The sequence below is a fragment of the Kaistella carnis genome (assembly GCF_003860585.1).
GTDB lineage: Bacteria > Bacteroidota > Bacteroidia > Flavobacteriales > Weeksellaceae > Kaistella > Kaistella carnis.
Genome location: NZ_CP034159.1, coordinates 2,424,804 through 2,448,652 on the forward strand (window position 1 = coordinate 2,424,804; position 23,849 = coordinate 2,448,652).

Sequence of the window (23,849 nt, forward strand, 5' to 3'; positions counted from 1 at the left end):
TTGGACGTAAATCTAATATAATTTACGGAATATTCAAATACTTATGCGTTTGTACAGAAGCGTGCCATTTAGGATTTGCCAAAATGAAATCGGTGATTTTTGGATACATTTGATCTCTTTTACTCCATTCACTTTGTAGATAAAGCACACAGTTTTCTGAAACTTTCGCAGCTTGTTCTTCTGCAAATTTGAAATCATTTTGGTTAAAAATAATCATTTTCAGTTCACTTGCTTTTTCATAAATCGCGGGTTTTGGAAGTCCCGTTTTCTTTGGAGAAAGCGTAATCCAATCCAGGGTTCCGCTCATTTCATAAGCGCCGGAAGTTTCAATATGAATTTCGCAACCCAGTTCTTTTAATCTGTTTGTTAAGATTTCCAGATTCCACATAAGGGGTTCGCCACCGGTAAGAACAATCGTTTTGCAATGTCTTGCCGCAGTTTCAGCGATTTCCTCTGTACTCATTAAAGGATGCAGATTAGGATCCCAGCTTTCTTTGACATCACACCAGTGACAGCCGACATCGCAACCGCCTAATCTGATGAAGTACGCTGCTTTTCCAGTGTGAGCGCCTTCGCCCTGCAAGGTGTAAAAATGCTCCATCACGGGGAGCATTTTACCTTGTTCTAATAAAATATTTTCTTCTTCTTTAGTCATTATATACTGAAGTTTTATACGCCAAAATGGTGTTTTTCATTAACATGGCTCGCGTCATCGGTCCTACGCCACCCGGTACTGGAGTAATCCAGCTTGCTTTTTCTTTACAACTTTCAAAATCTACATCGCCCATTAACGTGTACCCTTTTTCGGAATCATCTTCTACGCGGGTAATTCCAACGTCAATGATGATAGCGCCGTCTTTAATCATATCTGCTTTTAGGAAACTTGGATCTCCCAATGCCGTAATAACGATATCAGCGTTTTTCGTAAATTCCTCGATGCGGGGCGTATAAGAATGGGTAAGCGTAACCGTAGAATTTCCGGGAAAATCTTTTCTTCCCATCAAAATACTCATGGGTTTGCCCACAATTCGGCTTCTTCCAATAACAACACAGTGTTTTCCCTTTGTATCGATATGATATCTTTCAAGCAAAGTGATAATTCCGAACGGAGTTGCGGGTAAAAAAGTATCCATTTCCAGCGCCATTTTTCCAAAATTTTCCGGGTGAAAACCATCCACATCTTTCCGCGGATCAATCGCCATGATAATTTTTTCCTGATCGATCTGTTTTGGTAAAGGCAACTGAACAATAAAACCATCGACTTCTTTGGATTTATTTAGTTCGTCAATTTTTTCTAAAAGTTCTGCTTCGGAGACCGTACTTGGGAATTCTACCAATGATGATTTAAAACCAACTTCTTTACAATCCTTGATCTTATTATTCACGTAAGTCATACTGGCTCCGTTTTTTCCCACAAGAATTGCGACCAAATGCGGTGGGCGGCGATTATTACTGACGATTTTCTCTACATCAATTCGGATTTCTTCTTTAATTTCTTTGGAGACTTTCAGTCCATCGAGAATTTGTGCCATTTCGTTTTTACTTTAGATTTATTTTAGATTTAGTTTTTCTCTTTAAAATACTTGATCAAACCGTTCGTCGATGAATCGTGGGAAGTCACAGGCTCAGGATTTTTTAATTCTGATAAAATTTTGCCCGCTAATACTTTTCCAAGTTCTACCCCAAATTGATCGAAACTGAAAATGTTCCAAATCACGCCTTGAACAAAAATCTTATGCTCGTACAAGGCGATAAGCTGACCTAGTGAAAAAGGATTTAATTCATTAATAAGCAAGGAGTTGGTTGGAGTGTTGCCATGGAAGACTTTATAATTTAGGAGTCTTTCAATATCTTCCGGTGCAGTTCCTGCTTTTTCTAAATCCTGTCTTGCTTCCACCTCATTTTTACCAAAAGCCAACGCTTCTGTCTGGGCAAAAAAGTTGGCCAACAATATTTCCTGATGGTCAGATATTACGTTACAAGATTTAACATAAGCAATAAAATCTGCAGGAATGAGCTCAGTTCCCTGATGGATTAATTGATAAAAAGCATGCTGACCATTCGTGCCGGGTTCTCCCCAAATAATAGGTCCGGTTTCATATTCAACAAACTCGCCCTCTCGGTCCACACATTTTCCATTACTTTCCATATCCCCTTGCTGCAGATAAGCAGGAAAACGATCTAAATATTGGGAGTACGGCAAAATTGCGTAAGTTCCTGCATCAAAGAAATTGCGGTACCAGATTCCTAATAGTCCCATTAAAACAGGAACGTTTTCTTTGAAATCTGCAGTTTGAAAATGAACGTCGGTTTCGTGGGCTCCTTTTAATAATTGTTCAAAATTTTCATACCCTACTGAAAGCACGATGCTTAAGCCGATAGCGCTCCAAAGAGAATATCTGCCGCCAACCCAATCCCAGAATTCGAAGATGTTTTCTTCTGCAATCCCGAAATCCTTCACTGCGTCTGTATTTGTTGATAACGCCACAAAATGCTTTTCCACGTCTTTTTGTGTACCGCTTTTCAAAAACCAATCTTTTGCAGAAGCTGCATTGGTCATGGTTTCCTGCGTTGTAAAAGTTTTAGATGCAATAATGAAAAGCGTGGTTTCCGGATTTAAGTTTTTCAGCACTTCTGCTATGTGGTTGCCATCAACGTTAGAAACAAAATGAAGATCAAGTCTGGTTTTGAAATGCTTTAATGCGGAGCAAACCATTACGGGTCCCAAATCGGAACCTCCAATTCCAATGTTTACAACATCTGTTATTTGTTTACCTGAAAAACCTTTGTGTTTTCCGGAAATAATATTTTCGGAAAAGTTTTTCATCTGATTTAAAACCCTTTTGATTGCGGGTTTTATATTTTCTCCGTCTACTAAAATTTCTTTGTCCGAAAAATCGCGTAACGCGGTATGTAAAACCGCACGTCCTTCCGTTTCATTAATTTTCTCTCCGGAAAACATTGATTTTATCGCAGATTTTAGGTCGCATTCTTCCGCCAAGTTTTGCAGGAGATCAAAGGTTTGCTGGTCAATCAGGTTTTTAGAAAAGTCAAAAAGATAGTTTTCTCTTTGCACTGAAAATTGCTTGAATCGTTCGGGATTGTATTGGAAAAGAGTGCGGAGTTCAAAATCGTTTTGCGCAAAATGTTCTTGAAGCTTTTTCCAAGCTGTAGTCTGGGTTGGATTTATTTTTGGTAACATTTTTGAAATTTTAAATGAGAGATTTTACATTTTAAATGTTTTAAAATCCCAGCAAATTTACGGAAAAATAAAACCTCCGAAAAAATAACGGAGGTTGATTTACCTGTAAATGAGTTCTTTTGGCCTATCGATTATTAAATCGCGCCGTAGCGGTACTTTCAGTGAATCGCTCCCGACCATCTTCATTTTTAAAGGAGGGGTTGAAATCTAACAAGACGGCTAAATTTTCGGTGGCATGATCTGGAGAAAAATTCTTCTTTACTCTTTTAAAAGAACGGATCAGTTCTATTGAAAAGGCATCACTGATGTTTGGAGTTACGTCTGTATTTACTATTTCTCCTTTTTCATTTAAGCCGAAGGTTAAAACAAATTTTCCATTGACTTGATAATCTGCTGACAACATTCTTAAATTATCCTGTACATCTTTTTCAAACTTCTCATTCCCACCCTTGTATACTTTATCTAAATTTTCACCGTGTTTTGTGGTGACCTGAATTTGTGCGAAAGATAGACTCGCAGTAAGAATGGCACCTGTAAAAATGAACTTTTTCATGTTTCTTGAATTTAAGTAAAGGTAATTATTTTTTTTTACTTACACTTTATTGGATGTTATTTTTCTTTTTCTGTAAAAAAAAGTCACTACAACACCTGCTAAAACCAAAGGCCATATTTTTAATAAGCCTAAAATCAATTTTTGAATGAGATAAAACCCTTCGACCAATGCATTTTTTGCGTCGTAAAAGAAATTGTATTTGTATTGATCGTCCAAATTCTGAATGTTTGCAACAGGGATTTGGGCAATACGTAATTGCGGTTCAGTGATATAAATTTTCACATTGCTGTATTTTATCTGATCTTTCATTTCAAAAGAGCTTATTTTTTGGTAATTACCGATCTGGTCATTGTCATCGGCCATAGTAACTTTTCCCTTGTCGTTATTCAGTTTTTCTATTTTGGTTGCGGTTTTTTTATTTCTTATTGCTTCGAGTTCTGCTAATTTAATATTGGCAGTAACATCTTCGGCGACGATAATTCTGGAATTCAAAAAGACTTTTTTATCATTAATGGATTGAAGAAGGTCTGCAAGTTTTTCCGTGGGAACCCGAACTTCCATGCTGTTATCGGCTTGGAATTTCCGCACCAACATTGACTTTTCATCAGAAATAGTAAAAGTGTTTTCGGAAATAGTTTGCGAATTTAATTGGCTTGAAGTCACAAAGCCTCCAAGGTTCTTCAGTGTATTTTCAATAAAAATGGTGGCGTCGTACACGTCCTTTACCTCAATGTTTACATCGGCAGATTTAATAAATTGTTTGTCTTTAACCTGAGCAGAGGCGACTGAAGAAATAGAGTCTGAAACTTCACTCATTGCGGCAGTTTGATCAACTTTGCTCATTTGATCGCCCGACCCTGAAGTTTCGGTTTTATTACAGCCTGCAAACGTGAGTAAGATTAAAGAACTGAGAACGATTGAGAATTTGGAATTTTTCATAACGGAATTTTTAATTGATTAATTGAATCAAATTTCCGCCTGAATCTTTTGTAAAGTTTGTAAATGACTATTCAAGTTCTTGTAAAAGCTTTTTTACATTTTACTGCTCTGAAAATGAATGGATTAACTTTTTATTCCTTTTCTTCTAAAGTGATGTTTTTCGTGATTTTGTATTTCTTTCGTGGTTTATTGTGCTTCGGTTCTTCGCCTAAAACTCTTCCCCAAGGTTGTAAACCTTCCACGCGTTCAAAAATAATTTTTAAAATTGCCAGAAAAGGTATACTTAAAAACATACCTGAAATCCCCCACAATTCTTCCCCAAGTAAAAGTCCGATAAAGGTAAAAAGGGCGTTAATTTTAACTTTGGAGCCGACCACCAATGGAAGGGTAATATTAGCATCAACTGCGTGAATAACCAAATAACCCACCAATACCAAAAGCGTATGATTACCACCTGTTGCAAAGGAAATTAGACAGGCGATGAGACAGGAAAAGATAATTCCGATATAAGGAATCACATTGAGTAAACCCGTTAAGACCGCCAGTAAGATGGCATATTTTACTCCTAATACAGAAAGTAAAATCGCGGTCAAAATACTTACGATGATGATCTGAATGAAAAGACCGGAGATGTATTCCTTAATAATGCGCTGAATTTCTTTAATTCCTTCATTCACTTTTCCAAAATGTTCGTCCCGAAAAATGGAGATAATAAATTGATATAAAAGGCGACGATAATTTAATATGAAGACGAAAAATAAGGCGCTGAAAAGAAAAAATGCCATAGTAGAGGAAAACATAGAAACCGTAAACCCCAATATGAAAGCCGTAGATGCCAGCAATTTTTCCAATGCTTGATTTATATAGGACATCTGCTTATCAAAGTTTACATGAAAATTTCGGGACACCCAGAACTGCAGATCATTAAAAGATTTTGAAACCTGTGCTTTCAAAACCGGAAAATCATTAACAAAATAACTTAACTGTGCAGAAAAAAAATAAATAAGTCCCGAGAGGAAAACCAGCATCATCAAAAGTGAACTAAACGTGGAGATCGTTCGGGAAAAGCGCAACTTTTTTTCTAAAAAATTAGCAAACGGAAGAAACAAAAGAGCCATCAACACAGAGAAAAACAGCGGTGCCAAAACGCCTTTGCCAATTTTTGCAAGGTAACCCAACGCCAAAATGCTGATGAGCACCAGAGAGAGTCTTAATACAAATGGCATTTTTAATTCTTTCATACTACAAAGTAACATAAAAATGAGATTTCATAAAAAAACGTTTCAATTTTATTGAAACGTTTTTAATTATTTATTTATGATCGAGCGCTAAATCAATGACTTCGCTCATTCGTTGTACATAATTAATCTTTAAGTTTTTAAGGTAATCTTTCTTAATTTCCTCTACATCTTTTCTATTGGCTTCACACAGAATTATTTCTTTGATCCCGGCTCTGCTGGCTGCAAGAAGTTTTTCTTTGATTCCACCTACGGGTAAAACTTTTCCACGAAGCGTGATTTCTCCCGTCATGGCAAGGTGTGATTTTACTTTTTTATTTTTAAAACTGGAAACAATAGAAGTCAGCATTGCGATTCCTGCAGAAGGTCCATCTTTCGGTGTCGCTCCTTCCGGAACGTGCACGTGAATGTTGTGTTTCTGAATGTCTTCCGAAGAAATTCCCAATTCTTCATGTTTGGCTTTAATATATTCTACAGCGATTGTTGCAGATTCCTTCATCACATTTCCAAGATTTCCGGTCATGGTTAAGTTTCCTTTTCCTTCACTCAGGATGCTTTCTATAAAAAGAATGTCACCACCCACTTGAGTCCACGCTAATCCCGTAACAACACCCGGAACACTCGTGATTTCTGACAAGTTTTTAGGACGAGGCACGCCTAAAATTTCGTCGACTTTATCAATGGTGATTTTTGGATCATACTCTTTTTCAAGGGCAGTTTGCAACGCAACCCATCTCGCAATTGATGCCAATTGTTTTTCCAGACCACGAACGCCACTTTCAGAGGTGTGGGCATCTATAATGTGTTTAAGCTCAGCATTTCCGAGTTTAAAAGACTTGGCATCAAGACCATTTTCTTCTTGCTGTTTTTTGATTAAATGACGTTTGGCGATTTCTACTTTTTCCTCTAAAGTATAACCGGCAATTTCTATGATTTCCATTCGATCCAGCAATGGTCTTTGTATATTTGAAAGAGCGTTTGCCGTTGCAATGAACATGACTTTCGACAAATCGTAACCCAATTCCAGGAAATTATCATAGAAAGAGTTGTTTTGTTCCGGATCCAGAACTTCTAATAAAGCAGAACTTGGATCACCATGAATTCCTTGTCCGATCTTATCTATTTCATCTAAAACAATAACCGGATTTGAAGTTCCTGCTTTTTTAATTGATTGAAGAATACGTCCGGCCATGGCGCCAATATAGGTTTTACGGTGACCACGGATTTCTGATTCATCATGAAGTCCTCCCAGAGAAACCCGAACATATTTTCTTCCCAATGCGTCGGCAACTGATTTTCCGAGTGAAGTTTTACCCACGCCCGGAGGACCAACCAAACATAAAATTGGCGATTTCATATTGTTTTTAAGTTTCAGAACCGCCATGTGTTCCAAAATTCTCTTTTTGATGTCTTCTAAACCGTAATGCGCTTTATCTAAAATTTTTTCTGCTTTTATGATATCAAAAACATCTTTGGAATAGTGATCCCAAGGCAAATCGGTAAAGAAATCGAGATAATTCCGCTGCACATTATAATCTGGCGAATTGGGATTCTGTCTTTGTAAACGGTTGATTTCTTTGTTAAAGTGCTCTTGTACTTCATCATTCCATTTCAGCTTCTTGGCCTTTAACATCAATTCTTCAATATCACTTTCTGGTCCACCACCCAATTCCTCCTGAATGGTTCTAATCTGCTGATTAAGAAAGTATTCGCGCTGTTGTTTGTCCAGATCTTTTGATGTTTTATTATGGATCTGGCTTCTAAGTTCCAGCTTTCGGAAATCATCATGCATCAGCGCGTAACATTTCTCCGCACGGATCATCAAACTTTTTTCTTCTAAAAGCTTTTGCTTCTGTTCGGCCGGAAAGTTCGCATTTGAACAGATGAAATTCAGCAAATCATCATTGTCAGAAATATTTTTTATCGCGAAGCTGGCAGCACTTGGAATATTAGGATCAATGTCAATGATCTTCAAAGCAAGATCTTTAATGTTTTCCAGCAGCGCATCATATTCATATTTTTTCTTCGTTGAAGTGTCTTTTAACTTTGTAATTTCTGCTTTAAAATAAGGTGTTGTTGCCGTGAATTTTTTCACTTTAAACCGGTGAAATCCTCTTGTAATAGCAGTAATATTCCCTTCCGGAAGTTTTATGATTTTAATAATTTTGGCTAAAGTTCCGATTTGGTACAAATCATCAGTGGTAGGATTTTCGATGCTTGCATTATTCTGGCTCAAAATGCCAATGAATTCATTGTTTTTCTGAGCTTCCTGTAATAGTTGGATCGACATCTCTCTTCCCGCCGTAATTGGAATGATCACTTTCGGAAACATCACCATATTGCGAACCGGCAAAATAGGGAAAACGAGTTGTTTATTATTTTCTTCGGTTGCAGTCACATCAGAAATATTTAAATCTTCGGTTACAATACTGAAACCGTCGTCTAAAATTTCATCAAAGTTTATATCTTCAAATTCTGTCATAATAAAGGTTAATGACAAATTGTCATTTTTTATAAATTATTAAAGCTTAGCAGCGTTTATTTGCCTGTAAAGCCCGCTTGTTAAAAAGGCTTATATGATTTCACAAGCATTATGCCAAGTGAAAAGACCGCCAAAATTGCCACAACATTCCATCCCTTTTTAAATAAATGTGCAAAATTTTTTCTAATCTGTTAAAAATGTGTATTTTCGCAAACTGATAAAATTATACAAAAAAGATGGCAATTTTAGGAGAAATAAGAAACAGACCTTGGCTTTTGATGGGGATTATTGCAGTAGCAATGTTGGCTTTCGTAGTCAACCCAGACAGTCTCGAGAAATTATTCGGGGCGAAACCGGGCGTTTATGGTAAAGTGAACGGAGACGAGATCACCAAAGAAGATTATGATGATCAACTTTTCATGCTTCAGCAACAGGCTCAGCAGCAAGGCCAACCTACCAAAGGTTTGGAAGAGCAGGCTTGGCAGTTGATGGTACAATCAAAATTGATCAAGCAACAGTTTGATAAAATGGGACTTACCTTAACTGAGGATATGTTCTGGAATCAATTACAGTTTGATCCTATGTTTGCGCAGAATAAAGAAAACTTCGATGATAAAGGAAATTTCAAAGTTCAAGAGATTAAAAGTCAAGTTGAGCAAATGAAAGGAACCAACATTGAAGTGTACAACAACTGGTTGAAAACAAGAAAATCGATTGAGTACAGAATGATGGCAAGACAGCTTTTTGCTAATGTATCAACCGGAATCACTGCCAGCAAAAAAGAGGTAGAGGAGATCATGAAGCAAAGAGATCAACTTGCTGATATTGATTTTGTGAAAGTAGATTATGCCGCATACGCTCAAAAAAATCCAGTGAAAGTAACCACAAAGGATTTGGCTGAATATATAAAGGCGCATCCAATTATGTTTAAAAGAGAGGCAAGTAGGAATATAGGACTTGTTTATTTCCCAGCTGCACCAAGTGCGTCAGATGATGCTGCTGCACAGGCAGAAATCAATAAATTATTTTCTGTTGGAAGTGAAATGAGTGGTGGTAAAGAAAGCTTTCAGAATACAACGAACGATTCTATGTTCATTGCTCTAAATTCTGATTTGCCTTTTAACCCACAATATTTCCCGGCAAATCAATTGCCGGCAGCGATTGCAGATAAAGTAGCAACGGCAAGTATAGGAACTACTTTTGGTCCGTATAAAGAACAAAACTTCTATGTGGTTTCTAAATTAATAGATAAGAAACCTTCAGATTCTACCTTGTCCCGTCATATTTTGGTGAGTTATAAAGGAAACCAAGCGGGTGAGAATGAAACAAGAACAAAAGAACAGGCTAAAAAATTAGCAGATTCAATTGGTGCAGTTATAAAAGCCAATCCAGGGAAATTTGCTGAATTCTTGAAGTATTCAGCTGACCCAAGTTCTGCTGCCCAAGGAGGTAGCGTAGGTTGGACGACGCCTGCAACTCCATTTGTACCAGAATATTTAAGCTTCCTTGCCAATAACGGAAAAGGAGCAACAGGAGTAGTAGAAACACAATATGGATATCATATCATCAATATTGAAGATAAAAAAGCCGGAACTATGGCTTATAAAGTGGCCAACTTGGTGAAAACCATCAAAGCTTCTGATAAAACAGAAACCGAAGTTTACACGAAAGCAACGAAATTTATTCAACAGGTTCAAGGGAAAAGCTTTAATGATTTTGCCAACATTGCGAAGAAAAATAATTATAATTTCTCTAACCCGAAAGAAGTCGGAAGATTCCAGGGCCAGTTGCCAGGTTTAGGAACTGACAAAGACGATGAAATCATCGGATGGGCTTTCGACAAAAAAAGAAAGAAAGGAGATACTGATATTTTCGCGGTTGAAGGTACTGGAGACCGAATCGTAGCTTACGTAAACGGTATTCAGGATGCAGGAACTGCAGATCCTGAAGCAGTGAGAGATCAGGTTGAGCCACTTGTGAAAAATAAGTTGATCGCAAAACAGATCGTAGATAAGATAAATGCTGCAAAAGCAACGAGCTTAGATCAGGTTGCAAAAATGTTTGCTGCAACAAAGCAATCTGCAAAGGTAAATATGTTGAATCCACAGGTAAACGGCGCAATGGAGCCGAGAGTAGCCGGTGCAGCGTTTGGTGTTGCTAAAAACAAACTCTCAAATCCTGTTGAAGGAATGACGGGAGTTTACGTAGTATTGAAAAAATCTGAAACCATCAACAAACAGCCAGGTGATATTAAGCAAATGGTAGAAGCAATTACGGGTCAAAATTCTCAGCAGTTTGGGCAGTCATTCTTAAAAAGCTTGCAAGATAATGCCGATATCAAAGATTATAGAATCGAACTTTATAATCAGGCGAGTCAGCAATAATTATCTGTCTTTAATTTAAATAAAAAGCGACTTTTAACGGTCGCTTTTTATGTTTTAAGCCTAGAGTTTTTAAAGGCAGTTTATTTAAAATGTATTATATTTGTTCATTAAAATTTAAAAAAACGTGAAATTCACAAAAGAAATAAAAGCAGGACTTATCGCACTTTTAGCCATTATTGGCTTCGTTTTCTTATTCCAGTTTATGAAGGGCAAAAGCCTTTTTACGACCGATAATGTTTTCTTTGCAAAGTTTGATAATGTTGAAGGCTTAGCCGCTTCTAATCCGGTTTCGATTAATGGTTTACGTGTCGGTCAGGTTGATGACATTATTCCTGTCACCGAAAAAGACGGCAAAATTCATTTTGTTGTTAAAGTAATTGTTGATGACAACTTCGAGTTTTCAAAAAAATCAACCCTCGAAATTTTTGAACCTGGTTTAATGTCAGGGAAAGAGATGCGAATCAATTTAGCCTATGGTCAACCTTATGCTAAAGATGGCGATACCCTTTCCGGACAATTTACCCTTTCAATGCTGAATAATATTTCTTCTCAGGTTGGGCCTGTGAAAGATCAGCTTCAGGTAGTTCTAAAAAGAGTGGATTCATTGACGAATAACGCAAATAAAATATTTGATGATCAAAACCGTGAAGAAATTCGTGCTTTATTGAGCAATCTGAACAGAACAGTTGCTTCATTTGAAGGAACTTCTAAACAGACTAACACGCTTTTGACCAACAATGATCCCCGTATTCAGAAAATGTTAGAGAATGCTAATTTAGCAACCATTAGCGCAAGAACTGCGATTGACAAGTACGGTAAAGTTGCAGACGAAGTTGATGTGCAGAAATTAAACAACACCATTGATAAATTAAGTATGACTGCCGATAAATTAAACGGTGTTATTAGTGGCATACAAGATGGCAAAGGAAGTCTTGGTAAATTGACGCAAGATGAGGAACTTTACAAAAATCTAAATCAATCTGCCGAAAACCTGAATAATTTGGTCGAAGATTTAAAAGCGAACCCGAAAAGATATCTTAACTTCTCGGTCTTCGGAAAGAATACAGCTAAAGACTAAAAACTCTCAATATGCAGTATATTGACAATATTATCTTCTTCATTGCCATGGTGGTGGGATTTGGACTTTTCTTTAAAAGTTTAAAGGAAATCTATCGAAATATTCTATTGGGCAAAAAAATCGACAGATCTGATCAAAAAGCAGAGCGTTGGGGAATCATGGCCCGTGTTGCTCTGGGTCAAAGCAAAATGGTTAAAAGACCAATTGCAGGTATACTACATATTTTTGTATATGTCGGCTTTGTAATTATTAATATTGAATTAATTGAGATCATCGTTGATGGAATTTTCGGAACACACCGGTTTTTAGCTGGAATTCTAGGAGATTCGCTTTACAGTTTTTTCACTGCGACTTTAGAAGTTTTAGCACTTTTAGTCGTGATTGCAGTTGTGCTCTTTTTCATCCGAAGAAATTTCTACGGCATCAAACGTTTTACCATGAAGGAATTGTTTGGGTGGCCAAAACATGACGCGAACTGGATTTTGGTGATCGAGTTTGCATTAATGATGGCATTTTTCACCATGAACTCATCCGATTGGGTTTTACAGCAAAGACAAGTATTGGCTGCCCATGGAAGCTTTCCAATATCTGCGAATATATTAGGACCATTATTCCAAAACTTTAGCGATAATGCTTTAATCTTTACAGAAAGAGGCGCTTGGTGGTTTCATTTTATAGGGATTTTATTCTTCATGAATTATCTGTATTACTCGAAACACCTTCATATTCTTTTGGCTTTTCCAAATACATGGTTTGCCAACCTGAAGCCTAAAGGGCAATTTACCAATTTAGATTCCGTAACCAAGGAAATTAAATTGATGATGGATCCAAATGCTGATCCTTACGCAGCAGCACCGGAAGCAGATCCAAACGAAGTACCGGAGAAATTTGGTGCGAGTGATATTTTTGATCTGAATCGCGTACAGTTAATGAATGCATATTCGTGTACGGAATGTGGAAGATGTACTTCGGTATGTCCGGCAAATATCACAGGTAAGAAACTGTCTCCACGAAAAATTATGATGGATACCCGTGACCGTATTGAGGAAGTGGGCAGAAACATCAACAAAAATGGAAAGTTTGTAGATGACGGTAAAAAATTGCTGGATGATCATATTCAGAGAGAAGAACTTTGGGCCTGTACCACTTGTAACGCTTGTGTAGAAGCTTGTCCTATATTGATTGATCCGCTTTCTATTATTGTAGAAATGCGTAGATTCTTAGTGATGGAGCAGTCTGCGGCACCACAGGAATTAAATCAAATGATGACCAACATCGAAAACAATGCTGCTCCATGGCAGTATAACCAAGCCGACCGTTTGAAGTGGGCAACTGAAAATTAATGTAACAAAAATAATCGGTCAGTGTATCTGTTTTTTAAGCTAATGCATTGGTAAATTGGGAATATATTTATGGATTTCACTATAAAGACAATGGCAGAATATGCCGCCGAAGGAAAAGCTCCGGAAGTATTATTTTTTGTAGGATGCGCCGGAAGTTTCGACGACAGAGCAAAAAAAATAACCAAAGCTTTCTGCAAAATTTTAAATAAAGTAGGCATCGAATTCGCCGTTTTAGGTCAGGAGGAATCCTGCAACGGAGATCCTGCAAAACGTGCCGGAAACGAATTTGTCTTCCAAATGATGGCACTTACGAATATTGAAATCATGAATGCTTATGAAGTCAAGAAAATCGTTACTACTTGCCCGCATTGTTTCAATATCATCAAAAATGAATATCCGGGATTAGGTGGTAATTATGAAGTTCTTCACCATACCCAGTTTCTTCGAAAATTGATGGAAGAAGGTCGCCTTAAAATTGAAGGCGGAACTTTCAAAGGCAAGCGAATTACCTTCCACGACCCGTGTTATTTAGGTAGAGCCAATGGAGAATATGAAGCGCCCAGACAGCTTCTTGAAAAACTGGATGCCGAATTGGTCGAAATGAAACGTTGTAAATCCAACGGATTGTGTTGTGGTGCAGGCGGTGCACAAATGTTTAAAGAACCGGAGCCGGGCAACAAAGACATTAATATCGAAAGAACCGAAGAAGCCCTGAGTGAAAAACCAAATATTATCGCGACAGGTTGTCCTTTCTGTAACACGATGATGACTGATGGGGTAAAGCATTTTAATAATAATGAAGTCACTGTAAAAGATATTGCAGAATTGTTGGCAGAAGCTGAGGATCTGTAAAGAACCTCAGAATGGACTGTTGTAAAAAATTGACTTCTAACTCTTAATGAAATAAAATGAAAATAGAAGAATCATCCAGTGTAGAAACCAGTGATTACCGGGTTATTATTTATCCAGCATCACGAGCTTTTACACCAAAGGAAAGTAAAGCTATTACCGAAAAATTATATGATTTTTTAGCCACTTGGGCAGCACACGGCAAACCGCTTTCTTCCTCCTTTAAAATTGAAAAAAATCAGTTTATTGTAGTTTGTGTTGATGAAGAAATTGAACCTGCATCTGGTTGCTCCATTGATTCTTTAGGTGCCGTAATGCGTGAAATTGATCAGGAATATAACCTGGGTTTATTTGACCGCATGAAAGCAACTTTTATCGAAGACGGAGAGATAAAAACCGTGAAATTACAGGATTTTAGAAAAGGATTAAAAAGTGGAGAGATTTCCCGAGACATTCAAGTCTTTGATTTCTCTAAAAATACCTACGTGGCTTTTCTAAGTGATTTCCTGCTTCCACTTCATAGAAGTTGGGCTGGGATTTATGTTGATTAATAAAAGAGCATAAAAAAATATAAACCCTTTCGGAATTATCTGAAAGGGTTTTTTGTAAACGGAATTTAAACCGTATTTTTACAATTCAAGATTTCTAATGCGCTATAAAATTCTTTTTATTTCCTCCTGGTTTCCTAATAAAATTGAACCAACGAATGGAAATTTTGTACAACGACACGCCGAGGCAGTGTCGATTTTGCATGATGTAGAAGTCCTTCACGCAATCGGAGATTCTTCACAAGTTCAAAAATATATTTTCGAGGACAACATGATTAACGGTCTTAGAACTTTAACAGTTTATTATAAATCGACCCCAAATCCTGCTCTTAATTTTGCACGCCGGATGAAAGCCTACAAAAAAGGATTTTCAAAGATGCGGAGGCCTGATTTGGTGCATGCCAATATTCTTCAGAAGTCTATGCTCTTTGCAGTTTATTTAAAAAAGAAATATAAAATTCCTTTTGTTGTAACAGAACATTGGTCAGGATTTTTAAAAATGAACCGAAATAAACTTCCCCGATCAGAATTCCACATTGCAAAGGTGATTGGTAAAAACGCTGATTATATTTTGCCCGTAAGCCAATTTCTTTTGAAAGATTTAAAGGATATGCGTATCGCTACAAAAATGGAAGTCGTAAGCAACGTGGTGAATACCGACCTCTTTCATGTAAAAACCTCTGAAAATGAAAGGTTTATTTTCTTGCATATTTCCAATCTGGTTGACATAAAAAACCCGGATAAAATTATAAATGCGACGCTTAGGTTAAAGAAAGAATTTAATGATTTTGAGTTGCATATTGGCGGAGATGGTGATATCAATCGTTTAAATGAGATTATAAATAGAAATAATGCGAAAGAATTTATAAAGACTTTTCCGACCTTGGATTTAAATGCCGTCGCAGCAAAAATGAGAGCCAGCGAATGCTTCATTTTATTTAGTGATTATGAAAATTTTCCGTGCGTTTTACTGGAGTCTCTCTCCGTTGGAACACCAGTCATTGCAACAAATGTGGGAGGAATTCCTGAAATTGTTAATGAGAAAAATGGAATACTTATTTCGAAGTCGGAAGAGGAGTTATGCAAGGCAATGAAAAAAGTTCTTGTCAATCAAATCACTTTCGAAACCCCCGAAAATCTACATCAGTATGTCGAAGATCATTTTTCAATGGAGACCATTTCCAAAAATTTCGATGAAATTTATGGTCGGATTTTACGTTGAAAGCGTAGAGGTTTACGTTTAGCTTTTATACTATAGACCTTAAAATTTTGAACATATTTATGATTAAAAAAGATTATTTCGAATCGATCAAGATTTAAAAGAAGACGATTCTACCACTTGTTCCTTATATTACAGTCAAATTATATATAAATAGTTGAAAAGTTTATTAATTTTTATTAGCGATTTTTTTAAGAATAAAGGACATCATGTTTTCTTTTCACTTCTTATTGCTAAAATTTGTGGATTCATTGGTTCTCTATTTATTATTCGACTTCTGCCAGAAAGTGAATTTGGAACCATCAGCATCGTTGCTTCTGTATTCTTCATTTTTTTAGCATTTAACGGTTTAGGGAGCAATCAAAGTCTTTTAAGATATGGTTCTATTAACCAAAGTCTTACCGATAAAAGAGCTCTTTCGACCTATCTTTTTCGAAGAGGTTTGTTTTATCAGATTTTTATTAGTTCCCTCTTTTTACTTACAAGTTTTTTTTACGTCAGTAAATACGAAGATATCTTAATTATATTTTTATTATTTACAGTCAGACTGGTTGGATATTATTTCTTAAACCATATTCAGGCGGAATTAAGAATTTCCGGAAATAATAAAGGCTTTGCTATAGTAAGTAATGTCGTAAATATAGTGGGTGTAATTGCGTTATTAATCTTATCCTACTTTTTTGGCATTTACGGTTATCTAATTGCTGTAGCTTTCACTCCATTTCTGGCTTTATTATGGTATAAAAAGGAAAACCTTAATTCACTACCACCGAAATTTATTTTCACCAAAAAAGAGCTTTGGAATTTTGGCCTGAATGCAGCTGGAACCGCGCTTCTTTCGGATGCCTTGTTCTCTGCCGATGTACTAATGTTAAGTTTTTTACTGAACGAGACTGCAGTTGCAAGTTATAAAGTTGGACTTCTTATTCCTTTAAACATCACTTTTTTGGCGGCGTCATTTATGCAGAGCGATTACCCAAAACTGGCGAAATACAGCAAGGATAAAATATTTTTGAAAAACTATCTGTTTAATTATTATAAATTATTTATCCCGATCGCGATCCTTATTTTTATTACGGGTTTATTTTTTAAAGTCGAAATACTGGATTTATTTTTCAGCGCTAAATATGCGGAAAGTCAAATGATCTTTATCATATTTTTAGGGGCATTCTGCGCAAATATGCTATTAAGGAATTTGTACGGAAATCTTTTGTCAGCCGTCGGAATGATGAAAATGAATACCATTATTTCTGTTTTAACTTTAATTTTATTGGTGATTTTCTCCTTTATTTTTGTTTCTAAATACGGGGTGACCGGAATGGCCGTCAGTTTGTCGTTAAGTATGTTTTTTGGGGGAATAATGCTGGCTTTCTCTTTTTATCTGTATTGGAAAGATTTAAAATAATTTATCTTTGTAGCAATGAAAAATTTATTTTTTTTAATGTTGGTCGCTTTTTTAGGGTTTATTTCCTGTCGGAATGATGAAAATGACGTGCAGAAAATCGATCAGGTCATGCAACTCTATATCGATTCACTAGGACAGGATATGCTGAATGTGAAATTGCCCGGTTCTTATACAACCACCTCAATGAATGATGTTTACGGTTTAACAGATAACGCACCTGTCACTTTCAGTGTGAAAAAAGATGCCGATACCGTGAGTTTTATTGAGTATGTCGCAGGTGCTAAAAGAATACGTATTGATTCTACGCAACTTTCTAAAACCTATGAATCAAAAATTGCTTTAACACTAATTAAGAGCATCAATGATTCTGTGAAAAGAACGACAAACGATACCATGACGATTCAATATCTTTCAACGCCCACATTATTTGAAATTAGCAAAGTCTGGTATAATGATGTGCTTCAATTTAACAAAGTAGAAGGACAACCAAACGTCATTAAAATCTCGAAATAATCCTTAAATTTGCAAGGCTTTCCTTTTGGTGAAAGGGAAAGAAAGATCCATAAACATCCTATAACTATGTTACAAGTTAATTTTTTGCGCGAAAATAAAGAACGCGTTTTAGAAGGTTTACATAAAAGAAATTTCAAAAATATCAATTTGGTTGATGAGGCCATTTCTGTAGATGAAGACCGTAAAAAAATTCAGTTTGAACTCGATCAGAATTTAGCGGCGATGAATAAGATTTCGAAAGAAATCGGAATTCTGATGAAGGAAGGAAAGAAAGAGGAAGCTGAAGCTGCAAAATCTAAAACCTCTGAGTTTAAAGAGAATGCACAGGATCTTCAACAAAAATTAAAGGATTTAGAGGCAAGACTTCTACAGATTTTATATCAAATTCCTAATATCCCTTACGAAAAGGTAAAAGCCGGAAGTACCGCTGACGATAATGAAATTATTTATCAGTCGCATGATGTGGAAGGTTTAGGCGAAGGTGCAATCCCACACTGGGAACTTGCGAAAAAATACAATCTGATCGATTTTGAATTGGGTGTAAAGATCGCGGGTGCAGGTTTTCCTGTGTATTTCGGCAAAGGAGCAAGGCTTCAGCGTGCATTGGTTCAGTATTTTTTAGATAAAAATGTTGACGCCGGTTATTTGGAAGTTAATCCCCCACACGTTGCCAATGAAGCTTCAGGTTATGGAACCGGTCAACTGCCTGATAAAGAAGGGCAGATGTACTACATTAACGAGGACAATCTATATTTAATTCCGACCGCCGAAGTTCCGGTGACTAATTTATACCGCGATGTTTTATTGGATGAAAAAGATCTGCCTATTAAAAACACGGCATTTTCCCAATGTTATCGTCGGGAAGCGGGAAGTTATGGAGCACATGTTCGTGGCTTAAACCGTCTTCATCAGTTTGAAAAGGTAGAAATTGTGCGCATTGAAAAACCGGAGAATTCTTATGCTGTTTTGGAAGAAATGGTGAATCATATCAAAGAAATTTTAACAGATCTGGAACTTCCTTACCGTGTTTTGAGACTTTGTGGTGGCGATACTGGTTTTGCAGCAGCCATGACTTACGATTTCGAAGTTTGGAGTGCAGCACAGGAGAAATGGTTAGAAGTTTCTTCCGTATCAAATTTTGAAACTTTCCAGGCCAACCGTTTAAAATGCAGATTTAAAAGCGAGGGTAAAACACAATTGGTTCATACCTTAAATGGTTCTGCTATGGCTTTGCCGCGTATTATGGCAGCGCTTCTGGAGAATAATCAAACTGAAGATGGAATTAAATTACCGTCTAAAATTGCAGAATACGCGAAATTTGATTTAATTAATTAAAAGATAGTTTGATTTATTTATTAAAAAAGCCACCGAAATTTCGGTGGCTTTTGGTTTATTCGGTAGTGATGATTATTTTCTTGTCTTTATCTTTCAAAGCGTTCTTTTCATCGAGCAGATCATTGCTTCTAAGATTGATCTGAATCGTTTTCTTATCGATCTGTTTTACAAAGTCATGCTTGCCTACAATTGATTTGATTGGTTTCTGAAATTTGATCGTATTTGAAAAATTCACCGGAAACATTTTCATCATTCCAACCATGTTTTCTGCCATCTTTTGTCCGTAAGCTGCAATAGAATCACTTTTATTAGCCGGCGTAGAAGATTCTTTATTATCCGCAACATTTTCCATCTTATTTAAAAACTGCACGGAATTAAATTTGTCGGTGTCTATTGTTAAGGTCTTTCCGTTCCAGGTTGCAATATTCTGCAGCGGCATTCGCTGCAACGCTTTGCTTTGTGAAAGTAGGGTGGTGACTTCTGCCGGAAGAAGTTTGTCATATTTTAATGAAACTCCATAAATCTCGCCTTTGTCTTTATTCAATTTTAAAAACATTTTGTGCAGCACATTTACAGAATCTTTATTGAGGGTAATTAAACCATCTTTTTGAAGATCATAAAGACTTTTCCAATCGGTTGATAACTTGGAGAAAGTAGGGGCTTTCTCACTCCCATTATTCATCATATTCATCATTGACAGCATTCCTTTATCAATTAGAATATTTGATTCCATACTTGAGGCAGAGTCATTGTAATACGTAGTTTCAGTATTAACAGAGCAGGATTGTAAAACGATCAGGAGGAGCCCGGAAACCCACAGTGAAATTTTTTTCATCATTTTCAAATTTTATTCTAAGAGAATTTGATTCAAAATAGATACCAAAAATAAAAATGGGGTGAAACCCTTTGTCAATGTGTTTGTTAATGGCAACTTTCGTGATTGCCTTCCTGATGATCTTTAGAATTATTGTGATTGATCTGCATTGCAGCTTTTTTTGGCGATAAGTATGGAATCCCAATCTCAAGCCCGCGGACAATGAATAAACCGCCGAGGATGATCATCATAACCGGAACAAACTTCAATATTTTTATTCTTAAAGCAGTCGTCATTAAATTCCCCAGCAAGACCACAAAAAACATAAACGGCAATGTTCCCAAGCCGAAGAGACTCATAAATACCGCACTTTGCCATATTCCGCCCGCTGCTAAACTGGCAGTCAAGGCCATGTAAACCATTCCGCAGGGTAGAAATCCATTTAGAATTCCTGTAGCAAATCTGGAACGGTAATCTGCTTTCTGCAAGAGTTTGGACAGGTTTAATTTTACTTTTAATAAAAAAGTAGAGAGAAAAGGAATTTTGGAAGCGAAATCTTTTCCGCCAAAGGAAAAAATCGCCATCATAATTAAAATTACCCCCACGCCTATGGTCAGATACTGTTGAAATCCCACCATTTGAAATCCCTGACCAACGATGCCTAAAATAGCACCTAACAAAGAATAAGTTGCAATACGGCCAAATTGGTAGGTAAGGTTTTGCAGGTAAAAATTAGTAGCCTGTTTTTTGGTTAAACCCATGGAAAGGGCAATAGGTCCGCACATGCCTATACAGTGAAAGCCTGAGGCGAACCCTAATCCAAGTGCTGATATGATTAATGCTACTTCCATAAAACGTCGTAATCGATTTGATACGGTTTTTTATTCTGTTTCCATTTTACTTTTAAAGTATAAGATCCTTTAGAAATCACCTGTTTCGGTATCGTGAAGGACTTAGTTCCATCTAAAGTAAGGTCTTTTTTAACATCTAAATTAGCATCATCTGTACGGAAAAGATCAAAATGAACCTTGTTCTCATCTGCGACGATGGTTGATGGGAAATCGATTTTTATTCCTGTTGGAGATTGATTGTATTGTGGTTTCTGAGGGAGTTGGTCGGCATTATTTTTACCATCAATCACTTCCTGGTAAACCAATTCATCTTCATAGTAATTATCGGATACCAATTCCGAGCCTTGCTGCCCGTTTGGAAAGACCAAAACCATGAATAGAATAAACAATATAAATGAACCTAAAGCGACGGCAACACCGTGGCCCCACGTGAATTTTTTAAACATAATAAATTAAAATTGAATTTTAAATGGACCTTCAAAATAGGTATCGAAGGAATCCAAAAGTTTGCCCGATCCGTCATAAACTCCAATTTTTATTTTTTGCTTTGAGAGTTGAATTTCTTTTTCCGGGAAACTGATATTCACCGTTCCTTTTGTAATCTCATCTTTTTTAAGTAAGATTTTCTCGTCACCACTTAACTTAATTTTACCATGTTCAGGCTCAATTACTTTAATGGTTACCAGTTGATCTTTGGTAGCTTTATTAAGGAAGGTGTAATTATAAATATTGGTAATATTACCATCTCGAACGAAATAAGTAGAACCGGCGGGTTTGATGAATTTCGCTTCCATTGCACCTCTGTTGCTGAGTAAGTAGCCGAGGAAACCGACCATTAACAACAGTACTGCGGTGTAGGCTTTCATTCTGCCTGTAAATTTAAAAGGCACTTCTTTCTCGATCTCGTCTTCAGTTGCATAGCGGATCAAGCCTTTTGGCAGACCCACCTTTACCATTACTTCATCACAAGCATCAATACATGCGGTACAGTTCACGCATTCGAGCTGTTGTCCATCACGAATATCGATTCCGGTAGGACAAACGACCACACATTGGTTACAATCGATACAATCTCCTTTTCCTTCGGCTGCCCGGTCTTCTCCTTTTCTCCATTTCGACCGATTTTCTCCTCTTTTGAAATCATAGTAAACATTGATGGTTTGCTTATCGATCAAAACTCCCTGTAATCTTCCGTATGGACAAACCAAAGTACAAACCTGTTCTCTGAACCATGCAAATGTAAAATAGAAAGCGGCCGTGAAAATGATCATCACCATAAAATTGGAGAAGTTTTCAAAAGGCCCTTCCTCCATAATATGAAATACCTCTTTGTAGCCTACGATGTACATGAACATCCAATGGGTGATAATTAAGGAAATGACTAAGAAGATGAAATATTTTAAAGAGCGTTTCCAGATTTTTTCAGCATCCCATTCCTGTCGGTCCAGTTTCATCTGTTTGTTACGGTCGCCTTCGATGAGATAATCTATTTTACGGAATATCATTTCTAGGAAAATAGTTTGTGGACAAATCCATCCACAAAATATCCGGCCAAAAACAACGGTAAAAAGAATGATAAATACAATGGAAGTGATGGCGCCCAAAGCAAGAATAAAGAAATCCTGCGGGAAAAAGGGCTGCCCTAAAATGAAAAACTGACGATCCAGAATATTAATTAATAAAAAGGGATTGCCGTTAATTTTGACGAAAGGAATTGCGAAAAATAGTGCGAGTAGGATTACGGCAACTAAAGTTCGGTAATTGGTATAGCGGCCTTGTGGTTTTTTGGGGAAGATCCATTTTCTTTTTCCAGTTTGATCCATGGTTCCCACAGAATCACGAAAAGTTTCTGCTTCTACTACTTGTCCTTGTCCGCCTTTGAAATTTTTATCTTCTGACATTCTATTTTCTTAAATTGAAAAAAACATAATTCGTTATCTCTTTGATATAAAAGATAACGAATTATGTTTTCATAGTTTTGTTTTATTTAAGTTTTATTTCTCCCAATTTGCAGGTGTTCCCTGCGGAGCTGCTCCACCTTGAGCAGGAGTAATTGGAGGTTGTTCCTGATTAATATGGTAAATATAAGCAGCTACATTCTGAATATCAAATCCAGTCAAGACGCCGTTTTTACCAAATGCCTGCATCGCAGGATTGTTAGGACTTCCATTTTCAACCATATGAAATACATTTTTAAATAATGTTTTTTCCGGCTGATTAATCCACATATTATCGGTTAAGTTCGGCCCAATTCCACCTGCTCCACCTGCACTGTGACAAGATACGCAGTTTGTTTTAAAGACCTCTTCTCCGGCTGCAACGTTATCTGGTGAGTATACTGCATTTTCAATCGTTGGTGCCGGTGTATTTTTCATATACTCCGCAATACTTGCGGTTTGAGCCTTGTATTCTGCATCATATTCAACCGATTGGTGTGCAAAGTCAGTGGTCCAGTAAGAAACCATGTACACTGCACAATAGGCCAAACCGAAGTAGAACAAACCTAACCACCATTTTGGAAGCTGATTGTCTAACTCCATAATTCCGTCAAAACCGTGATCAATCAAGATATCTTTTTCTTCAGTAGCACTTTGTTTTTTAAATGCACTTTCATAAAGACCTTTGAAATATGGTTTTTTCTTAGATTCTAAATACTCGCTTTTTTCTGAAGGTGATAGTTTTTTGAACTGTTCGTTTTCAATCAGATCCCCAATAGCATGGTGAATCATGGTAAGAATCACACTTATAGCAACAGTACCCCAAAAGTAAGAGGATGACAAGAATGATGCTTCCTGCACAAACATATAGAACACGATAAATAAAATCGTAAGTATAATAAGGATGGTTATGTAAACCGGCGTTCTTTGTTTCATAATAGTTTAATTTTTTTAAAATTAAAGATCTTTATCTTCTATGTCATCATTTAGTGGTGCATTTTCCTGTTCTTCATAAAACTTTTTAGGTCTTGAAAAAACGTAGTAAACAATACCCAGAAAGAATATGATAAATAATATCATTGCGATTGTTTGATATAAACCTACATTATCGCCATTTGCTACTATATCTTTTACACTTTGTGGGATCATTTTAAATGCA

General features: G+C 36.7%; 22 protein-coding genes. 9 read left to right on the plus strand and 13 right to left on the minus strand.

Going from position 1 to position 23,849, the window contains the following annotated elements; all coding sequences use genetic code 11:
• Positions 1-22: 22 nt before the first annotated feature.
• The 7 genes from EIB73_RS11315 to lon form a co-directional block, all read right to left on the minus strand.
• Positions 23-655 (minus strand): 7-carboxy-7-deazaguanine synthase QueE, encoded by a 633-nt coding sequence (locus EIB73_RS11315; protein ID WP_125025378.1) that lies wholly within the window; start codon positions 653-655, stop codon positions 23-25.
• On the minus strand, positions 648-1,532 hold the full coding sequence (locus EIB73_RS11320; protein ID WP_125025379.1) for a bifunctional 5,10-methylenetetrahydrofolate dehydrogenase/5,10-methenyltetrahydrofolate cyclohydrolase: 885 nt from the start codon (positions 1,530-1,532) through the stop codon (positions 648-650). Before EIB73_RS11320 ends, EIB73_RS11315 begins: the two co-directional genes overlap by 8 nt.
• A 29-nt stretch (positions 1,533-1,561) precedes the next feature.
• A complete protein-coding gene (gene pgi / locus EIB73_RS11325; protein WP_125025380.1) occupies positions 1,562-3,202 on the minus strand; it encodes a glucose-6-phosphate isomerase in 1,641 nt (546 codons plus the stop codon).
• A 124-nt stretch (positions 3,203-3,326) separates the two neighbouring features.
• Positions 3,327-3,755 (minus strand): hypothetical protein, encoded by a 429-nt coding sequence (locus EIB73_RS11330; protein ID WP_125025381.1) that lies wholly within the window; start codon positions 3,753-3,755, stop codon positions 3,327-3,329.
• A 39-nt stretch (positions 3,756-3,794) separates the two neighbouring features.
• Positions 3,795-4,694 (minus strand): DUF4349 domain-containing protein, encoded by a 900-nt coding sequence (locus tag EIB73_RS11335; protein ID WP_125025382.1) that lies wholly within the window; start codon positions 4,692-4,694, stop codon positions 3,795-3,797.
• A 131-nt stretch (positions 4,695-4,825) separates the two neighbouring features.
• Entirely contained in the window at positions 4,826-5,920 is a 1,095-nt protein-coding gene (locus EIB73_RS11340) for an AI-2E family transporter (RefSeq protein ID WP_228411232.1), read from the minus strand.
• Between the two features lie 85 nt (positions 5,921-6,005).
• Positions 6,006-8,414 (minus strand): endopeptidase La, encoded by a 2,409-nt coding sequence (gene lon, locus EIB73_RS11345; protein ID WP_125025383.1) that lies wholly within the window; start codon positions 8,412-8,414, stop codon positions 6,006-6,008.
• A 236-nt stretch (positions 8,415-8,650) separates the two neighbouring features.
• On the opposite strand from lon, the gene EIB73_RS11350 reads away from it, so the two are divergent.
• The 9 genes from EIB73_RS11350 to serS all read left to right on the plus strand — a co-directional run bounded on the left by EIB73_RS11350 (position 8,651) and on the right by serS (position 19,088).
• Entirely contained in the window at positions 8,651-10,798 is a 2,148-nt protein-coding gene (locus EIB73_RS11350) for a peptidylprolyl isomerase (RefSeq protein WP_125025384.1), read from the plus strand.
• A gap of 124 nt (positions 10,799-10,922) precedes the next feature.
• Positions 10,923-11,876: an MlaD family protein gene (locus tag EIB73_RS11355; protein ID WP_125025385.1), complete on the plus strand. Its 954-nt coding sequence runs from the start codon at positions 10,923-10,925 to the stop codon at positions 11,874-11,876.
• Positions 11,877-11,887: 11 nt separating this feature from the next.
• A complete protein-coding gene (locus EIB73_RS11360) occupies positions 11,888-13,219 on the plus strand; it encodes a (Fe-S)-binding protein (protein ID WP_125025386.1) in 1,332 nt (443 codons plus the stop codon).
• A 69-nt stretch (positions 13,220-13,288) separates the two neighbouring features.
• Positions 13,289-14,071, plus strand: coding sequence for a (Fe-S)-binding protein (locus EIB73_RS11365; RefSeq protein ID WP_125025387.1), 783 nt, complete (start codon positions 13,289-13,291; stop codon positions 14,069-14,071).
• A gap of 56 nt (positions 14,072-14,127) precedes the next feature.
• Positions 14,128-14,619, plus strand: a complete 492-nt coding sequence (locus EIB73_RS11370) for a hypothetical protein (protein WP_125025388.1) — start codon at positions 14,128-14,130, stop codon at positions 14,617-14,619.
• Positions 14,620-14,716: 97 nt separating this feature from the next.
• A complete protein-coding gene (locus EIB73_RS11375) occupies positions 14,717-15,838 on the plus strand; it encodes a glycosyltransferase family 4 protein (RefSeq protein ID WP_125025389.1) in 1,122 nt (373 codons plus the stop codon).
• A 154-nt stretch (positions 15,839-15,992) separates the two neighbouring features.
• Positions 15,993-17,240: an oligosaccharide flippase family protein gene (locus tag EIB73_RS11380; RefSeq protein WP_125025390.1), complete on the plus strand. Its 1,248-nt coding sequence runs from the start codon at positions 15,993-15,995 to the stop codon at positions 17,238-17,240.
• 15 nt (positions 17,241-17,255) lie between these two features.
• The gene (locus EIB73_RS11385) at positions 17,256-17,753 is read left to right on the plus strand and encodes a hypothetical protein (RefSeq protein ID WP_125025391.1); all 498 of its coding nucleotides are present in this window, start codon (positions 17,256-17,258) and stop codon (positions 17,751-17,753) included.
• 66 nt (positions 17,754-17,819) lie between these two features.
• Positions 17,820-19,088, plus strand: coding sequence for a serine--tRNA ligase (gene serS, locus EIB73_RS11390; protein ID WP_125025392.1), 1,269 nt, complete (start codon positions 17,820-17,822; stop codon positions 19,086-19,088).
• Positions 19,089-19,143: 55 nt separating this feature from the next.
• Here serS and EIB73_RS11395 read toward each other — a convergent pair whose 3' ends face one another.
• From EIB73_RS11395 to EIB73_RS11420, 6 genes are all read right to left on the minus strand, one after another.
• A complete protein-coding gene (locus tag EIB73_RS11395) occupies positions 19,144-19,923 on the minus strand; it encodes a hypothetical protein (RefSeq protein ID WP_164467884.1) in 780 nt (259 codons plus the stop codon).
• Between the two features lie 86 nt (positions 19,924-20,009).
• Positions 20,010-20,753 carry a sulfite exporter TauE/SafE family protein gene (locus EIB73_RS11400; protein ID WP_125025394.1) on the minus strand — a complete coding sequence of 248 codons (744 nt, stop codon included), beginning with the start codon at positions 20,751-20,753 and terminating at the stop codon, positions 20,010-20,012.
• Positions 20,744-21,199, minus strand: a complete 456-nt coding sequence (locus EIB73_RS11405) for a FixH family protein (RefSeq protein WP_125025395.1) — start codon at positions 21,197-21,199, stop codon at positions 20,744-20,746. Before EIB73_RS11405 ends, EIB73_RS11400 begins: the two co-directional genes overlap by 10 nt.
• 6 nt (positions 21,200-21,205) lie before the next feature.
• Positions 21,206-22,654, minus strand: a complete 1,449-nt coding sequence (gene ccoG, locus EIB73_RS11410) for a cytochrome c oxidase accessory protein CcoG (RefSeq protein WP_125025396.1) — start codon at positions 22,652-22,654, stop codon at positions 21,206-21,208.
• 93 nt (positions 22,655-22,747) lie between these two features.
• The gene (locus tag EIB73_RS11415; protein WP_125025397.1) at positions 22,748-23,626 is read right to left on the minus strand and encodes a cbb3-type cytochrome c oxidase N-terminal domain-containing protein; all 879 of its coding nucleotides are present in this window, start codon (positions 23,624-23,626) and stop codon (positions 22,748-22,750) included.
• A gap of 21 nt (positions 23,627-23,647) precedes the next feature.
• Positions 23,648-23,839, minus strand: coding sequence for a cbb3-type cytochrome oxidase subunit 3 (locus EIB73_RS11420; RefSeq protein WP_125025398.1), 192 nt, complete (start codon positions 23,837-23,839; stop codon positions 23,648-23,650).
• Positions 23,840-23,849: the final 10 nt, after the last annotated feature.

Excerpts from the sequence above, each read along its gene's own strand:
- EIB73_RS11315 (WP_125025378.1), bottom strand. The coding sequence starts at position 655 with ATGACTAAAGAAGAAGAAAATATTTTATTAGAACAAGGTAAAATGCTC.
- EIB73_RS11330 (WP_125025381.1), bottom strand. The coding sequence starts at position 3,755 with ATGAAAAAGTTCATTTTTACAGGTGCCATTCTTACTGCGAGTCTATCT.
- serS (WP_125025392.1), top strand. The coding sequence starts at position 17,820 with ATGTTACAAGTTAATTTTTTGCGCGAAAATAAAGAACGCGTTTTAGAA.
- EIB73_RS11365 (WP_125025387.1), top strand. The coding sequence starts at position 13,289 with ATGGATTTCACTATAAAGACAATGGCAGAATATGCCGCCGAAGGAAAA.
- EIB73_RS11320 (WP_125025379.1), bottom strand. The coding sequence starts at position 1,532 with ATGGCACAAATTCTCGATGGACTGAAAGTCTCCAAAGAAATTAAAGAA.
- EIB73_RS11395 (WP_164467884.1), bottom strand. The coding sequence starts at position 19,923 with ATGAAAAAAATTTCACTGTGGGTTTCCGGGCTCCTCCTGATCGTTTTA.
- EIB73_RS11340 (WP_228411232.1), bottom strand. The coding sequence starts at position 5,920 with ATGCCATTTGTATTAAGACTCTCTCTGGTGCTCATCAGCATTTTGGCG.
- EIB73_RS11350 (WP_125025384.1), top strand. The coding sequence starts at position 8,651 with ATGGCAATTTTAGGAGAAATAAGAAACAGACCTTGGCTTTTGATGGGG.
- EIB73_RS11400 (WP_125025394.1), bottom strand. The coding sequence starts at position 20,753 with ATGGAAGTAGCATTAATCATATCAGCACTTGGATTAGGGTTCGCCTCA.
- EIB73_RS11370 (WP_125025388.1), top strand. The coding sequence starts at position 14,128 with ATGAAAATAGAAGAATCATCCAGTGTAGAAACCAGTGATTACCGGGTT.
- EIB73_RS11335 (WP_125025382.1), bottom strand. The coding sequence starts at position 4,694 with ATGAAAAATTCCAAATTCTCAATCGTTCTCAGTTCTTTAATCTTACTC.
- EIB73_RS11405 (WP_125025395.1), bottom strand. The coding sequence starts at position 21,199 with ATGTTTAAAAAATTCACGTGGGGCCACGGTGTTGCCGTCGCTTTAGGT.
- EIB73_RS11360 (WP_125025386.1), top strand. The coding sequence starts at position 11,888 with ATGCAGTATATTGACAATATTATCTTCTTCATTGCCATGGTGGTGGGA.
- ccoG (WP_125025396.1), bottom strand. The coding sequence starts at position 22,654 with ATGTCAGAAGATAAAAATTTCAAAGGCGGACAAGGACAAGTAGTAGAA.
- pgi (WP_125025380.1), bottom strand. The coding sequence starts at position 3,202 with ATGTTACCAAAAATAAATCCAACCCAGACTACAGCTTGGAAAAAGCTT.
- EIB73_RS11375 (WP_125025389.1), top strand. The coding sequence starts at position 14,717 with ATGCGCTATAAAATTCTTTTTATTTCCTCCTGGTTTCCTAATAAAATT.
- lon (WP_125025383.1), bottom strand. The coding sequence starts at position 8,414 with ATGACAGAATTTGAAGATATAAACTTTGATGAAATTTTAGACGACGGT.
- EIB73_RS11385 (WP_125025391.1), top strand. The coding sequence starts at position 17,256 with ATGAAAAATTTATTTTTTTTAATGTTGGTCGCTTTTTTAGGGTTTATT.
- EIB73_RS11415 (WP_125025397.1), bottom strand. The coding sequence starts at position 23,626 with ATGAAACAAAGAACGCCGGTTTACATAACCATCCTTATTATACTTACG.
- EIB73_RS11420 (WP_125025398.1), bottom strand. The coding sequence starts at position 23,839 with ATGATCCCACAAAGTGTAAAAGATATAGTAGCAAATGGCGATAATGTA.